13 protein-coding genes are annotated in these 13,840 nt (G+C 69.2%); 11 read left to right on the top strand and 2 right to left on the bottom strand.

The window, feature by feature from the left end:
• The first annotated feature begins 1 nt into the window (after position 1).
• From ybeY to lnt, 5 genes are all read left to right on the top strand, one after another.
• On the top strand, positions 2-787 hold the full coding sequence (ybeY, locus tag ABIC50_RS27100) for an rRNA maturation RNase YbeY (RefSeq protein ID WP_165751997.1): 786 nt from the start codon (positions 2-4) through the stop codon (positions 785-787).
• Positions 788-801: 14 nt separating this feature from the next.
• Positions 802-1,434, top strand: coding sequence for a gamma-glutamylcyclotransferase (locus tag ABIC50_RS27095; protein ID WP_011657874.1), 633 nt, complete (start codon positions 802-804; stop codon positions 1,432-1,434).
• 56 nt (positions 1,435-1,490) lie between these two features.
• Entirely contained in the window at positions 1,491-1,640 is a 150-nt protein-coding gene (locus ABIC50_RS27090; RefSeq protein WP_175736521.1) for a hypothetical protein, read from the top strand.
• A 301-nt stretch (positions 1,641-1,941) separates the two neighbouring features.
• Positions 1,942-2,829 (top strand): CorC family transporter, encoded by an 888-nt coding sequence (locus tag ABIC50_RS27085; protein ID WP_006755523.1) that lies wholly within the window; start codon positions 1,942-1,944, stop codon positions 2,827-2,829.
• 51 nt (positions 2,830-2,880) lie between these two features.
• Positions 2,881-4,569, top strand: a complete 1,689-nt coding sequence (gene lnt, locus ABIC50_RS27080) for an apolipoprotein N-acyltransferase (protein WP_354168029.1) — start codon at positions 2,881-2,883, stop codon at positions 4,567-4,569.
• 16 nt (positions 4,570-4,585) lie between these two features.
• On the opposite strand, the gene ABIC50_RS27075 is transcribed toward lnt, so the two are convergent.
• Positions 4,586-6,223 carry a tetratricopeptide repeat protein gene (locus ABIC50_RS27075; RefSeq protein ID WP_354168027.1) on the bottom strand — a complete coding sequence of 546 codons (1,638 nt, stop codon included), beginning with the start codon at positions 6,221-6,223 and terminating at the stop codon, positions 4,586-4,588.
• Positions 6,224-6,567: 344 nt separating this feature from the next.
• Here ABIC50_RS27075 and glyQ point away from each other — a divergent pair, with 344 nt between their 5' ends.
• Genes glyQ through ABIC50_RS27050 form a run of 5 tightly spaced genes read left to right on the top strand, consistent with a single transcriptional unit; the run spans position 6,568 to position 12,034 of the window.
• On the top strand, positions 6,568-7,572 hold the full coding sequence (gene glyQ, locus ABIC50_RS27070; RefSeq protein ID WP_006477868.1) for a glycine--tRNA ligase subunit alpha: 1,005 nt from the start codon (positions 6,568-6,570) through the stop codon (positions 7,570-7,572).
• Between the two features lie 22 nt (positions 7,573-7,594).
• Entirely contained in the window at positions 7,595-9,694 is a 2,100-nt protein-coding gene (gene glyS / locus ABIC50_RS27065) for a glycine--tRNA ligase subunit beta (protein WP_011657877.1), read from the top strand.
• Positions 9,695-9,704: 10 nt separating this feature from the next.
• A complete protein-coding gene (gene gmhB, locus ABIC50_RS27060) occupies positions 9,705-10,268 on the top strand; it encodes a D-glycero-beta-D-manno-heptose 1,7-bisphosphate 7-phosphatase (RefSeq protein ID WP_006751479.1) in 564 nt (187 codons plus the stop codon).
• 43 nt (positions 10,269-10,311) lie between these two features.
• Positions 10,312-11,076 carry a lysophospholipid acyltransferase family protein gene (locus tag ABIC50_RS27055; RefSeq protein ID WP_011657878.1) on the top strand — a complete coding sequence of 255 codons (765 nt, stop codon included), beginning with the start codon at positions 10,312-10,314 and terminating at the stop codon, positions 11,074-11,076.
• 46 nt (positions 11,077-11,122) lie between these two features.
• Positions 11,123-12,034, top strand: coding sequence for a M48 family metallopeptidase (locus ABIC50_RS27050; protein WP_354168025.1), 912 nt, complete (start codon positions 11,123-11,125; stop codon positions 12,032-12,034).
• A 109-nt stretch (positions 12,035-12,143) separates the two neighbouring features.
• Here ABIC50_RS27050 and gloA read toward each other — a convergent pair whose 3' ends face one another.
• On the bottom strand, positions 12,144-12,533 hold the full coding sequence (gloA, locus tag ABIC50_RS27045; protein WP_012364670.1) for a lactoylglutathione lyase: 390 nt from the start codon (positions 12,531-12,533) through the stop codon (positions 12,144-12,146).
• Between the two features lie 360 nt (positions 12,534-12,893).
• On the opposite strand from gloA, the gene ABIC50_RS27040 reads away from it, so the two are divergent.
• Positions 12,894-13,829 carry a DMT family transporter gene (locus ABIC50_RS27040; protein ID WP_354168024.1) on the top strand — a complete coding sequence of 312 codons (936 nt, stop codon included), beginning with the start codon at positions 12,894-12,896 and terminating at the stop codon, positions 13,827-13,829.
• Positions 13,830-13,840 lie beyond the last annotated feature (11 nt).

The following is a 13,840-nucleotide window of genomic DNA, read 5'->3' as shown; positions in this document are numbered from 1 at the left end:
CATGAAATCTTCCCGTTCTCGCAAGTCCGGGCGCGACCAGTCCGCCGCGCCCGATTCCCCCCGTGTTTCGCTGTTCGATGCGAAGGGCAAGGCCCGGACCGTCGCCGCGCAAGGGCTGCGAATCGACTTCCCGGATGGCCGCAGCCTGATGTTCGACCTGTCGGGCAGCTCGGGCGACACGGCCGTCGCGATCGTCGCGCAGCACAACGACCCGGCGATGCGCGCGAAACTCGCGCTGCAGCCCGAGCATTACGACAGCGTGACCCTGCACGTCGGCGCCGAACCCGCGCCGCGCGATGAGGAAATCGCGGAAATGGCGGACGAGCCGCGCGAGCTCGAGTTCGACCTGTCCGTGCAGTACGGCGACGAAGTCACCGGCGACGTCCGCAAGGCGTGCCCCAAGCGCAAGCTGATCGCCGAGTGGATCGAGCCGGCGCTGTTCTCGAGTGCGCAGCTCACCGTGCGCTTCGTCGGCGAGGAAGAAGGCCGCACGCTGAACGACGGCTACCGCCACAAGGACTACCCGACCAACGTGCTGACCTTCGCGTACGATCCGCTGCCCGACGGCACCGTGATCGGCGACCTCGTGCTGTGCTGCCCGGTCGTCGAGAAGGAAGCGCAGGAACAGGGCAAGCCGCTCGCGGCCCACTACGCGCACCTGCTGGTGCACGGCGCGCTGCACGCGCAGGGCTACGATCACGAGACGAGCGAAGAAGACGCCGCCGAAATGGAAGCGCTCGAAGTCGCCATCCTCGCGAAGCTGGGCTTCCCGAACCCGTACCAGTAAGAGCCGTCCGCGCCATGCGCCACGCCGCAATGCTGCCGCCCGCCTACCCGCCGTCGATCGGCGAGGGAAGGCTGCTGACGCAAGACGAACTGGCGGCCTCGCTCGCGCACACGATGCGCGACTGGGACGGCCAGCAGGATCTCTGGCTGTTCGGCTATGGCTCGCTGATCTGGAACCCCGGGCTGCCGACCGTCGCCGCCGTGCGCGGCAAGGTGCACGGCTACCATCGCGGGCTCTACCTGTGGTCGCGCGTGAACCGCGGCACGCCCGAACGGCCGGGCCTCGTGCTCGCGCTCGATCGCGGCGGCTCGTGCTCGGGCATCGCATTCCGGCTCGCCGGCCCGACCGCGCAGCCGCATCTCGAAACCTTGTGGAAACGCGAGATGCCGATGGGCTCGTACCGGCCCGCGTGGCTGCCGTGCTCGCTCGAGACCGGCGAGCGCGTGAACGCGCTGGCCTTCGTGATGCGCCGCGACGCGCCGGCCTACACGGGCAAGCTGACCGATCCCGTCGTGAAGGAGGTGTTCGGCTGCGCGGCCGGCCGCTACGGCACGACGCTCGACTACGTGAGCCGCACCGTGGAGGCGCTGCGCGCGAGCGGCATCCCCGATCGCGCGCTGGAAGGGCTGCTCGCGCGATGCCGATGACGTTCGACAGGCGGGATTGCGCCACGCACATGCATGAGAAAGGAGGCGCCATGCCCATGAAATCGTCACGCGGATCGCGCCGCGCGCTGGCCGCGCTGCTCGTCGCCGCGAGTGTCGCGCTGTCCGGCTGCGGCGTCCTGGGCTGCGGCGGCGTCGCGACCAACGGCGCGGCGGGCGGCGGCTGTTCGGCCGGCATGCGCTTCTGAATTTCCGGGGCCTGCGCCGGTCAGCCCGGCCTCCCCGGCCCGCGACGAAATGTCGCCGGCATCGACCGACCGGCCGGTCGCCGTTGCGCCCCGCTTTTTTGCCGCCGCTGCCCCGGCGCGTCGTTCTGGGATAGGATGGAGACGAAGGACGGCGGCGCCCGGCGCGGCCGTTCCCGAGCGGGGCCCGCGCGCGCCGCGTGCCCCCGGCCGGACGGCCGGGGTGACACGGCCGCGCCATGCCCTTGGTGTATCCTTGCCTACTCCGTGACCGCGCGCCCCGGCATGACCCGGGCGCACCACCATGAACGATTCGTATCCCAGTCGTAAGCTCACCGACAAACCGCAAGAAAAGCGCTCGCTGCTCGAGCGCCTGACCGACTTCATCTCGCCCGAGCCGGAATCCCGGACCGAGCTGCTGGAAATCCTCCAGGACGCCCACGAACGCAACCTGATCGACGCCGATTCGCTGTCGATGATCGAAGGCGTGTTCCAGGTGTCCGACCTGTGCGCCCGCGACATCATGGTGCCGCGCGCGCAGATGGACGCGATCAACATCGCCGACAAGCCTGAAGACTTCATCCCGTTCGTCCTCGAGAAAGCGCACTCGCGCTACCCCGTGTTCGAGGAGAACCGCGACAACGTGATCGGCGTGCTGCTCGCGAAAGACCTGCTGCGCTTCTATGCCGAAGAGGAATTCGACGTGCGCGGGATGCTGCGCCCCGCCGTGTTCATTCCCGAATCGAAGCGCCTGAACGTGCTGCTGCACGACTTCCGCGTGAACCGCAACCACCTCGCGATCGTCGTCGACGAATACGGCGGCGTCGCGGGCCTGATCACGATCGAGGACGTGCTCGAACAGATCGTCGGCGACATCGAGGACGAATACGACTTCGACGAAGAGGCCGGCAACATCATCTCGGGGCCGGACGGCCGCTACCGCGTGCGCGCGCTCACCGAGATCGAACAGTTCAACGAATCGTTCGGCACCGACTTCCCCGACGACGAAGTCGACACGATCGGCGGGCTGATCACCCATCATTTCGGCCGCGTACCGCACCGCGGCGAGAAACTGCAGCTCGGCAACCTCGTGTTCGAGATCCAGCGCGGCGATGCGCGCCAGGTCCACGTGCTGCTGGTGCGCCGCAACCCGCACGCGAGCCGCCGCGCCGAAACCTCGCACGAAGACTGACCGTCTCGCGCCGCCCGCGCCTCCTTCAACCGCTCGCCCCTTTCGCTTCACATGGACGATCCGATCCCGTCCCGCCCGGCTGGCGGCCTTCTCGCGCCGGCGCCCGGCCGCGCGCTGCCGCGCTGGCACTATCCGGCCGCGCTGCTCGCCGGCGCGGCCAATACGCTCGGCTTCGCCCCGACTCCGCACGGCGGCTGGCTGCAGCTCGTCGTATTCGTCTGGTTTTTCGCGCAGCTGACGCGCACGTCGAGCTGGCGCGGCGCCGCGCTCACCGGCGGCGCGTTCGGCTTCGGCAACTTCATCACCGGCGTGTGGTGGCTCTACATCAGCATGCACGTGTACGGCGAGATGGCCGCGCCGCTCGCGGGCGGCGCGCTGGTGCTGTTCTCGCTGTACCTGTCGCTGTACCCGGCGTTCTCGGCCGGGCTGTGGTCGTTCTGCGCGGGCCATGCGTGGCATCGCCGCGAAGCCGACCCGCGGCCGTTCTCGCCGACCTGGCACGGCGCGTTCGCATTCGCGAGCGCCTGGGCGCTCGGCGAATGGCTGCGCGGCACCGTGTTGACCGGCTTTCCGTGGCTCGCGAGCGGCTATGCGCAGGTCGACGGCCCGTTCGCGGGCTTCGCGCCGGTGGTCGGCGTGTACGGGATCGCCTGGGTGCTCGCGCTGTTCGCCGCGCTGATCGTGCAGGCGCTCGTCGCCGCGCGCCGGTCGCCGGCCGCTGAACGCGCCGGCGGCAACGCACGCATCCGCATCGCCGCGCCGGCCGGCGTCGCCGTCGCGCTCGTCGCGGCCGGCATCGGCCTGTCGCAGGCCACGTGGACCGTGCCCGCGAACGCGCCGCTCAGCGTGCGGCTGCTGCAGGGCAACGTGAAGCAGGACATCAAGTTCGAGCAGGCGGGCATCGACGCGGCGATCAAGATGTACCAGCAGATGATCGTCGAGAAGCCCGCCGACCTGATCGTCACGCCGGAGACCGCGATCGCGGTGATGATCCAGGAGTTGCCCGAGCCGTTCGCCGTCGCGATCCGCAAGTTCAGCGACACGACGAACTCGGCCGTGCTGTTCGGCGCGGTCGGCGCGTCGGTCACGCCCGAAGGCCGCTACGTCGACTACACGAACAGCCTGTACGGCGTGACGCCGCATTCGCGCGACATCTATCACTACGACAAGCACCATCTCGTGCCCTTCGGCGAATTCATCCCGTGGGGCTTCCGGTGGTTCGTCGACCTGATGAAGATGCCGCTCGGCGACTTCGCGCGCGGCGCGCCGGTGCAGAAGCCGTTCCTCGTGCACAACCAGCCGGTGATGGCCGACATCTGCTACGAGGACTTGTTCGGCGAGGAAATCGCCGCGACGATCCGCGACAATCCGCAGCCGCCCGGCGTGCTCGTCAACGTGACGAACCTCGCGTGGTTCGGCGACACGATCGCGCTCGACCAGCATCTGCAGATCGCGCGGATGCGCGCGCTCGAGACGGGCCGGCCGATGCTGCGCGCGACCAATACCGGGATGACGGCCGCGATCGACGCGCGCGGCCGCGTGCTCGGCCAGCTGAAACCGTTCACGATCGGCTCGCTCGACCTGCGGATCGAAGGCACGAGCGGGTTCACGCCGTACGTGACGAGCGGCAACAATGTCGTGCTCGCGGTATCGCTGGTGCTGCTCGCGTTCGGCTTCACGTTCGGGCCGGGCCTGCGCCGCCGCAACGGCTCGAAGGCCGGCGACGACCGCAACGTATGACGCCTCGGCCGGCCGCTCAGGCCGGCCGCTTCGCCTGCGCGGCCAGGCCGCGCAGATCCCGCCCGAGCGCCGCCATCACCGGCGCCCATGCGCCGAACGTCGGCTGCCGGTACAGCGTGGCGGTCGGATACCACGGGCTGTCGGTGCGTTCGAGCAGCCACGGCCAGTGCGGATTCACGTCGAGCAGCACCCAGGTGCGCGCGCCCAGTGCGCCCGCCAGATGCGCGACCGACGTGCACACCGTGATCACCAGATCCAGCGCGCCGATGAACGCGGCCGTATCGTCGAAACTCTTCAGTTCGGCCGTGTAGTCCTTGATCGCGAAACCGGCCGCACGCGCCGCGGCGACATCCGCGTCCGCGCCCGGCTGCAGCGAATGGAACGTGACGCCGTCGATACCGCGAAACGCATCGGCGTAGCGATCGAGCCCGACGCGCCGGAACGGGTTGCGCTGGTGTCCCGGACTGCCCGTCCAGACGAGCCCGACGTTCAACCGGCCATCGCCCGCGAGCCGCGCGCGCCACGCGTCGCGCGCGTGGCGGTCGGCATGCAGGTACGGCACCGACTCGCCGAGCGTCGACGTCTCCATCCCGAGCATCAGCGGCAGCCCGATCAACGGCACTTCGTAGTCGAAGGCGGGCAACTCGTCGACGCTGCCGCCCGCGCTGAACGCGTCCGCATGCGCACCGAGGCTGCGCTGCATCAGCGTGCCCACCTGCGGAAACGTGTTCCACGCGAGCCGGCCGCCCTCGCGGTGCACGCGCTCGGCGAGCGGCGCGACGAAGCGCGCGAACTGCAGCACGTCGCCGAGCCCCTGCTCGCCCCACACGAGCAGCGTCTTGCCCGCGAGCGGCTCGCCCTGCCAGCGCGGGCCCGGCAGCGCCGGCCGGCGCCCGCGCAGCTCTCCCGCACCGTCCCAGCGCGCCTCGTGGCCGCGCCAGCCGGCCGCGTAGTTGCCGCGCACGAGTTGAATGATCGCGAGATTGAAACGGAACGACGCGTCGTCGGGCGCCAGCTCGCACGCGCGCGCCGCGTAGCGCTCGGCGTCGTCCCAGCGCTGCGCTTCCTTCATCGCCATCGCGATGTTGTTCAGCGCGAGCGCATTGTCGGGCGCGATCTGCGCGAGCCGCGCCGCACCCGCGAGCGCGCCGTCGAGGTCCTGTGCCGCGAGCCGCGCGACGACCAGGTTGATCCACGCCTGCACGTCGTGCGGATCGGCCTCCACGGCCGCGTCGAGCAGCGCGATTTCCTCGTTGCGGTCGCCGCCCGACAGCCGCAGCGCGATCGCGAGGTTGTTGCGCAGCGACGGCCAGCGCGGATCGAGCGCATAGGCGGCGCGATACGGCGCGACGGCCTCGGCGTGACGGCCGAGCATCTGCAGCACGTAGCCGTGATTGAAACGGGCACCGGCGCCCGGATGCACGCGCACCGCGCATTCGGCCAGCGCGAGCGCGTCGGCCGCGCGCTGTCGCGCGACGAGCGCCGACGTGAGCTGCGCGAGCGCGGCCATGTCGACCGCGTGCAGATGGCCGGCGGCGGCAAGCCACAGCGCGTGCGCATCGTGCTCGCCGCGCGCATGGGCGTCGACGGCCTGCCCGAGCATGGCGAGCAGCGGCGGGATCAGCGGAATGAGGAGGTCGTTCGAATCGTCCATGCGGTCCGGAGTGGGCAATCGGTCACGCGGCACGCGTCGCGCGCGCCGCAATACGTGCATCTTAACGCCCGCGCAAAGCGCTGCGGCCGCCGACGCGACACGCGCATCGCGACGCCGCACAAGCGGCCGCGACGCGCGCGCCGGCACCCCGCGCACCGGCTTCGCACGGGCCGCCGGAACACCGCCGACAGCCCTTCGTCGGCGTTCCGGCCGCATCCGGTCGCCGATCCGGTAAAATTACGCGTTTCAGCACACTAACAAGCCGCGCCGCCGCGCGAGCCGACCCTCCGGGCTCCGCCCGGAGCGCCGTTCGCAACGGAGCGCCAGCGCCACGAAGGCTCTTCATGCTTACGTTTCAGCAAATCATCCTGACGCTGCAGTCCTACTGGGACAAGCAGGGTTGCGCCCTGCTCCAGCCCATCGACATGGAAGTCGGCGCGGGCACGTCGCACGTCCACACGTTCCTGCGCGCGGTCGGCCCCGAGCCGTGGCGCGCCGCGTACGTGCAGCCGTCGCGCCGCCCGAAGGACGGCCGCTACGGCGAGAACCCGAACCGCCTGCAGCATTACTACCAGTACCAGGTCGTGCTCAAGCCGGCGCCGGAAAACATCCTCGACCTGTACCTCGGCTCGCTGGAAGCGCTCGGCTTCGACCTGAAGCAGAACGACGTGCGCTTCGTCGAGGACGACTGGGAGAACCCGACGCTCGGCGCGTGGGGCCTCGGCTGGGAAGTGTGGCTGAACGGGATGGAAGTCACGCAGTTCACGTATTTCCAGGAAGTCGGCGGCCTCGAATGCAAGCCGGTGCTCGGCGAAATCACGTACGGCCTCGAGCGCCTCGCGATGTACCTGCAGAAGGTCGAGAACGTGTACGACCTGGTCTGGACCGAGTGGGAAGAGCAAGGCCCGAACGGCCCCGAGCTGCGCCGCCTGTCGTACGGCGACGTCTACCACCAGAACGAGGTCGAGCAGTCGACCTACAACTTCGAGCACGCGAACGTCGACCTGCTGTTCACGTTCTTCAACAGCTACGAAGCGGAAGCGAAGAAGATGATCGACGCGCAGCTCGCGCTGCCCGCGTACGAACTCGTGCTGAAGGCCGGCCACACGTTCAACCTGCTCGATGCGCGCGGCGCGATCTCGGTCACCGAACGCGCGGCCTACATCGGCCGCATCCGCGCGCTGTCGCGTCTCGTCGCGCAGGCTTACTACGACTCGCGCGAGAAGCTCGGCTTCCCGATGCTCGGCAACCCGCCGGGCGTGCCGGGCCTCACCACCGACGCCCAGGACGCCGCGCAGCCGGCATGGGCGCCGCCGCTCAAGGTCGAACGCAAGATCGATCAGGACTGACGAGACGAGATTGATTCCACACATGACGCATAACCATCCCGCCCCCCTGCTCGTCGAACTGCTGACCGAAGAGCTGCCGCCGAAGGCCCTCGCGCGCCTCGGCGACGCATTCGCCGAAGGTCTCGCGCAACGCCTCGCGGCGCGCGACCTCGTCGAAGGCGAACTCGTGTTCGAACGCTACGCCACGCCGCGCCGCCTCGCCGTCGTCGTGCAGAACGTGCGCGCCGTCGCGCCTGAAAAGCAGGTCCGCGAAAAGGTCCTGCCCGTCTCGGTCGCGCTCGACGCCGAAGGCAAGCCGACGGCCCCGCTCGCGAAGAAGCTCGCGGCGCTCGGTCACCCGCACCTGTCGATCGCCGATCTCGAGCGCGCGCAGGACGGCAAGGCCGAAGCGTTCTTCGTCAATTACTCGGCAGCCGGCGCGACGCTCGCCGACGGCCTGCAGGCCGCGCTCGACGAAACGCTCGCGAAGCTGCCGATCCCGAAGTTCATGACCTACCAGCGCCCGGACGGCACCGACGTGAAGTTCGTGCGCCCGGTGCACCGCCTGACCGTGCTGCACGACGATCGCGTCGTGCCCGTGACCGCGTTCGGCATCGACGCCGGCGACACCACGCTCGGCCACCGCTTCCTGTCCGACGGCCTCGTCGCGATCCAGCATGCGCACGCGTATGCCGACACGCTGCGCGACAAGGGCCGCGTGATCGCGCACTTCGCCGATCGCCGCGAAACGATCCGCACGCAGCTGAACGAACACGCGAACGGCGACACGGTCGTGATGCCCGAAGCGCTGCTCGACGAAGTGACGTCGCTGGTCGAATGGCCGGTCGTCTATCCGTGCCGCTTCGAGGACGAATTCCTGCAGGTGCCGCAGGAATGCCTGATTCTCACGATGCAGACGAACCAGAAGTACTTCGCGCTGACCGACGTCGGCGGCAAGCTGCGCTCGCGCTTCCTGATCGTGTCGAACATCGACACGAAGACGCCGGGCGAGATCATCGAAGGCAACGAGCGCGTCGTGCGCCCGCGCCTCGCCGACGCGAAGTTCTTCTTCGAGCAGGACAAGAAGAAGCCGCTCGCCGACCGCGTGCCGCTGCTCGCGAACGTCGTCTATCACAACAAGCTCGGTTCGGCGCTCGCGCGCGTCGAGCGCCTCGAGGCGCTGGCCGGCGAGATCGCGCCCGCGATCGGCGCCGACGCCGCGCACGCGAAGCGCGCCGCGCGCCTCGCGAAGGCCGACCTGCTGACCGACATGGTCGGCGAGTTCCCGGAACTGCAGGGCACGATGGGCACGTACTACGCGCGTCACGACGGCGAGCCCGACGACGTCGCGCTCGCGTGCGCCGAGCACTACCAGCCGCGCTTCTCCGGCGACGCGCTGCCGACCACGCCGGTGTCGACCGCCGTCGCGCTGGCCGACAAGCTCGAGACGATCGTCGGCATCTGGGGCATCGGCCTCGCGCCGACGGGCGAAAAGGATCCGTTCGCGCTGCGCCGCCACGCGCTCGGCGTGCTGCGCCTGCTGCTCGAGAAGCAGCTGCCGCTCGATCTCGTCGCGCTGCTGCGCACGGCCCATGCGCGCTTCGAAGGCGTGCCGGGCGTCGCGGAATCGACCGACGCGATCTTCGCGTTCTTCATGGACCGCCTGCGCGGCCTGTTGCGCGAACGCGGCTACTCGGCCGGCGAAGTCGACGCGGTGCTGAGCCTGAACCCGACGCGCGTCGACGATCTCGTCGCCCGCCTCGACGCGGTGCGCGAATTCACGCTTCTCGCGGAAGCCGAGGCGCTCGCGGCCGCGAACAAGCGGATCTCGAACATCCTGAAGAAGTCGGAAGGCGGCGCGAACGGCACGGTGCAGCCGACGCTGCTCGTCGAAGCCGCCGAAAAGGCGCTGCACGAACAGCTCGCGGCCGTGACGCCGCACGTGCAGTCGCAGCTCGAGGCACGTGCGTACACGGGCGCGCTGTCGGCGCTCGCCGCGCTGCGCGCACCGGTCGATACGTTCTTCAACGACGTGATGGTCAACGCCGAGGATCCCGCGCTGCGCGCCAACCGTCTCGCGCTGCTGTTCGCGCTGCATCAGCAGATGAACTGTGTCGCCGACATCTCGAAGCTCGCCGCATAAAGGCCGAACGATGCCGATCAGCCCCAACCGCAAGCTCGTCGTCCTCGACCGGGACGGCGTGATCAACGTCGATTCGGACGCGTTCATCAAGACGCCCGACGAATGGATCGCGCTGCCCGGCAGCCTCGAGGCGATCGCACGGCTCAACCACGCAGGCTATCGCGTGGTCGTCGCGACCAACCAGTCCGGCATCGGCCGCGGGCTGTTCGACATGGCCGCGCTCAACGAGATGCACCAGAAGATGCATCGCGCGGCGGCCGCGGTCGGCGCGCGCATCGACGCGGTGTTCTTCTGCCCGCACGTGGCCGAAGATCGTTGCGAGTGCCGCAAGCCGAAACCCGGCATGATGCAGATGATCGCCGAGCGCTTCGAGATCGATCCCGGTCACACGCCGGCCGTCGGCGATTCGCTGCGCGACCTGCAGGCCGCCGTCGCGGTCGGCTTCCGGCCGCACCTCGTGCTGACCGGCAAGGGCAAGAAGACGCTCGCCGCGGGCAATCTGCCGGACGGCACGAAGGTCCACGACGACCTGCGCGCGTTCGCGCTCGACTTCCTTTCACACGAACACGAGTGATGCGGCCGCCGCGCGCATCCTCCTTACCACCAGACCCACGCCGATGCGCTTCGTCCGCTCCCTGCTGCTGCTGATCTACTTCATCCTGTACACGGTGCCGTACGCCACCGCGTGCTTCATCGCGTTCCCGTTCATGCGCCCCGACGCGCGCTACTGGATGGCGGCCGGCTGGTGCAAGTCGACGCTATGGGTCGTGCGCTGGCTGAACGGCATCCACTACCGGATCGAAGGGATGGAAAACCTGCCGGACGGCCCGGCCGTGCTGCTGTCGAAGCACCAGTCGGCGTGGGAGACGCTCGCATTTCCGGCGCTGATGCCGAAGCCGCTGTGCTACGTGTTCAAGCGCGAACTGCTCTACGTGCCGTTCTTCGGCTGGGCGCTCGGGCTGCTGCACATGGTCAACATCGACCGCAAGGAAGGCAAGAACGCGTTCACGTCGGTGATCCGCCAGGGCAAGAAGCGCCTGTCGGAAGGCGCGTGGATGATCATGTTCCCGGAAGGCACGCGCACGCCGGTCGGCAAGCAGGGCAAGTACAAAACGGGCGGCGCGCGCTTCGCGATCGAAACCAATACGCCGGTCGTGCCGATCGCGCACAATGCAGGTCGGGTGTGGCCGCGCAATTCGTTCACGAAGTTCCCGGGCGTCGTCACCGTGTCGATCGGCAAGCCGATTCCCGTCGACGGCAAGACGCCCGACGTATTGAACTCGCAGGTCGAAGCCTGGATCGAAGCGGAAATGCGCCGCATCGATCCCGATGCGTATCGCCAGCCGGGCAACGCCGGCACGCGCGATGCCGCGCGCGTCTGAATCACCCGGATTGCAGCCGTTGCGAACGACGAAACGAAGCGAACTGATGAAAAAGCGTCCGCGGCCACGGCCTGCCGTCGTGGCCCTCGATCATCGCCAGATGGACCTGCCGCTCTTCGACGGGCCGGCAGCAGCCGCGCCGGCACCGTCGGCGCCCGCCGCGCCGCCCACGTCACCTGAAGCGGCCGCGGCGCCCGCGGTGCCCACCGCACCGCTCGATCCGGGCCCCGCGCGCGATCGCTCCCGCGTCCGTACGTTCGCACTCGACAGCCGCGTGCTCGAATACCGGCTCAAGCGCTCCGCGCGCCGCACGATCGGCTTCACGATCGACGGCAGCGGCCTGTCGATCACCGCGCCGCGCTGGGTCACGCTCGCCGACATCGAAGCGGCGATCGCCGAGAAGCAGCGCTGGATCTTCGCGAAGCTCGCGGAGTGGAAGACCCGCACCGAGCAGCGCGCGCTGCCGCAAATCGACTGGCGCGACGGCGCGCAACTCCCGTATCTCGGCAAGACGATCACGATCGCGCTCGGCGCGGGTGCCGTCGCATTCGACGCCGACGCGCTGCGGCTGTCGCTGCCGCTGCCCGTGCAGGCGGACATGCAGCAGATCAAGGATCGCGTGCAGGGCTGGCTGCAGGGCGAAGCGAAGCGGATCTTCGGCGAACGGCTGGTGGTCTACGCGGAAAAGCTCGGCGTCACGTATTCGATGTACGCGCTATCGTCGGCCGCGACGCGCTGGGGCAGCTGCTCGAGCGACGGCAAGATCCGGCTGAACTGGCGGCTGATCCATTTCCCGATGTCGATCGTCGACTACGTCGTCGCGCACGAGCTGTCGCACCTGCGCGAAATGAACCACAGCCCGGCCTTCTGGCAGACGGTCGAATCGATCTTCCCGGAATTCCGCGAAGCACGGCACACGCTCAAGCATCACCCGCCCGAACTGCTGCCGGCGCTGTAGCGCGATCAGTCGCACCCACAAATGCAAACGGGCGATGCGGATTCCTCCGCATCGCCCGTTTTCGTTGCCCGCGACGCACATCGTGCGCCGCGCGCCGCTCATCCCGCGCTCAGTGCGCCTTCTTCTGGATGAACTCGATCTTGTAGCCGTCCGGATCCTCGACGAAGGCGATCACGGTCGTGCCGTGCTTCATCGGGCCCGCTTCGCGGGTCACCTTGCCGCCTTGCGCCTTGATCCTGTCGCAGGCCGCGTACGCGTCGTCGACTTCCACCGCCAGATGGCCGAAGCCGTTGCCGAGATCGTAGGACGGCGTATCCCAGTTATGGGTCAGCTCGATCACGGTGCCCGTGCTTTCCGCTTCATAGCCGACGAACGCGAGCGTGAACTTCCCTTCCGGATAATCCTCGCGACGCAGCAGCTTCATGCCGAGCAATTCGGTGTAGAACTTGATCGAGCGGTCGAGATCGCCGACTCGCAGCATCGTATGCAGCAAACGCATTGTTGTACTCCTGTGGGGACTTTCCAGAGCCGGAAATTCTACCGGAGTCACGTGAATCTCGCCGACGGCGCCTCGTCCACCGCCGACTGATACCGCGCGTCCGCGCAATGGGGCCGACGTCCGTGCGCCGGTGAAAGCCCGCCGTTCGACGATGCCCGCCATCCCGGCCGATCGGGTAACATCCTCCCACTTCGCACCAAAAGCGGGCATGCCCGCCGCCGCCGGAACGCGACCACCACCCCATTCAGCCACACCGCCTGCCGTGCGAAACCGCCGATTCGGGCGTGCCGGACCCGCCGTCCGCCCGCCGCTGCCCCTGCCGATGTCCGTGCCCCCTGCCCGCCTCGGCGAGGCTCGTCGATGACCGCGCTTGCCGGGTCGCCCGTGCGCCGCGCGCTCGACACGCGCGCCATCGGCGTGATGCTGCTGCTGTGCGCGATCTGGGGCTTCCAGCAGGTCGCGATCAAGAGCACGAACGCGGCGATCCCGCCGATGTTCCAGGCCGGGCTGCGCTCGGTGATCGCCGCGCTGCTGCTGTGGGGCTGGGCGCGCTCGCGCGGCACGCCGCTGTTCCGCGCGGACGGCACGCTCGGCGCGGGCATCGCCGCCGGTGCGCTGTTCGCCGGCGAGTTCATCTGCGTGTTCTTCGGGCTGACGCTGACGAGCGCATCGCACATGGCGATCTTCCTGTACACGGCACCGTGCTTCACCGCGCTCGGCCTGCACCTGTTCACGCCGGGCGAGCGGCTGCAACGCGTTCAGTGGGCCGGCGTCGGCCTCGCGTTCGCCGGCATCGCGCTCGCGTTCGCGGACGGCTTCCTCGAGCCGCGTGCACCCGGCGCGTCGGTACTGGCGGGGCTCGCCGGCGACGCCCTCGGGATCCTCGGCGGCGCGATGTGGGCCGCGACGACGGTCGTCGTGCGCTCGACGTCGCTCGCGCGGGCCAGCGCGAGCAAGACGCTGTTCTACCAGCTCGCGGTGTCGGCCGTCGTGCTGGTCGCGCTCGCCGCGCTGCTCGGCCAGATGTCGTTCGCGCAGGTCACGCCGGTCGCGCTCGCGAGCCTCGCCTACCAGTCGGTGATCGTCGCGTTCGTCAGCTATCTGTCGTGGTTCTGGCTGCTGACGCGCTACAGCGCGTCGCGGCTGTCCGTGTTCACGTTCCTGTCGCCGCTGTTCGGCGTCGCGTTCGGCGTGCTGCTGCTCGGCGAATCGGTCGGCTGGCGCTTCATGTCGGCGGCCGCGCTGGTGCTGACCGGGATCGCGCTCGTCAACGCGCCGCCACGCCGACGCGCGTAAGGGCGCGCGGC

This window comes from Burkholderia sp. 567 (assembly GCF_040545115.1).
GTDB classification, from domain to species: Bacteria; Pseudomonadota; Gammaproteobacteria; order Burkholderiales; family Burkholderiaceae; genus Burkholderia; species Burkholderia ambifaria.
The sequence above is the reverse complement of the archived record's forward strand: the minus strand, read 5'-3'. Positions and strand labels throughout refer to the sequence as shown.

Coding starts and splice junctions, on each gene's coding strand:
- lnt (WP_354168029.1), top strand. CDS start 2,881: ATGGACGATCCGATCCCGTCCCGCCCGGCTGGCGGCCTTCTCGCGCCG.
- ABIC50_RS27090 (WP_175736521.1), top strand. CDS start 1,491: ATGAAATCGTCACGCGGATCGCGCCGCGCGCTGGCCGCGCTGCTCGTC.
- gloA (WP_012364670.1), bottom strand. CDS start 12,533: ATGCGTTTGCTGCATACGATGCTGCGAGTCGGCGATCTCGACCGCTCG.
- ABIC50_RS27040 (WP_354168024.1), top strand. CDS start 12,894: ATGACCGCGCTTGCCGGGTCGCCCGTGCGCCGCGCGCTCGACACGCGC.
- glyQ (WP_006477868.1), top strand. CDS start 6,568: ATGCTTACGTTTCAGCAAATCATCCTGACGCTGCAGTCCTACTGGGAC.
- gmhB (WP_006751479.1), top strand. CDS start 9,705: ATGCCGATCAGCCCCAACCGCAAGCTCGTCGTCCTCGACCGGGACGGC.
- ABIC50_RS27075 (WP_354168027.1), bottom strand. CDS start 6,223: ATGGACGATTCGAACGACCTCCTCATTCCGCTGATCCCGCCGCTGCTC.
- ABIC50_RS27095 (WP_011657874.1), top strand. CDS start 802: ATGCGCCACGCCGCAATGCTGCCGCCCGCCTACCCGCCGTCGATCGGC.
- ABIC50_RS27050 (WP_354168025.1), top strand. CDS start 11,123: ATGAAAAAGCGTCCGCGGCCACGGCCTGCCGTCGTGGCCCTCGATCAT.
- ABIC50_RS27055 (WP_011657878.1), top strand. CDS start 10,312: ATGCGCTTCGTCCGCTCCCTGCTGCTGCTGATCTACTTCATCCTGTAC.
- ybeY (WP_165751997.1), top strand. CDS start 2: ATGAAATCTTCCCGTTCTCGCAAGTCCGGGCGCGACCAGTCCGCCGCG.
- ABIC50_RS27085 (WP_006755523.1), top strand. CDS start 1,942: ATGAACGATTCGTATCCCAGTCGTAAGCTCACCGACAAACCGCAAGAA.
- glyS (WP_011657877.1), top strand. CDS start 7,595: ATGACGCATAACCATCCCGCCCCCCTGCTCGTCGAACTGCTGACCGAA.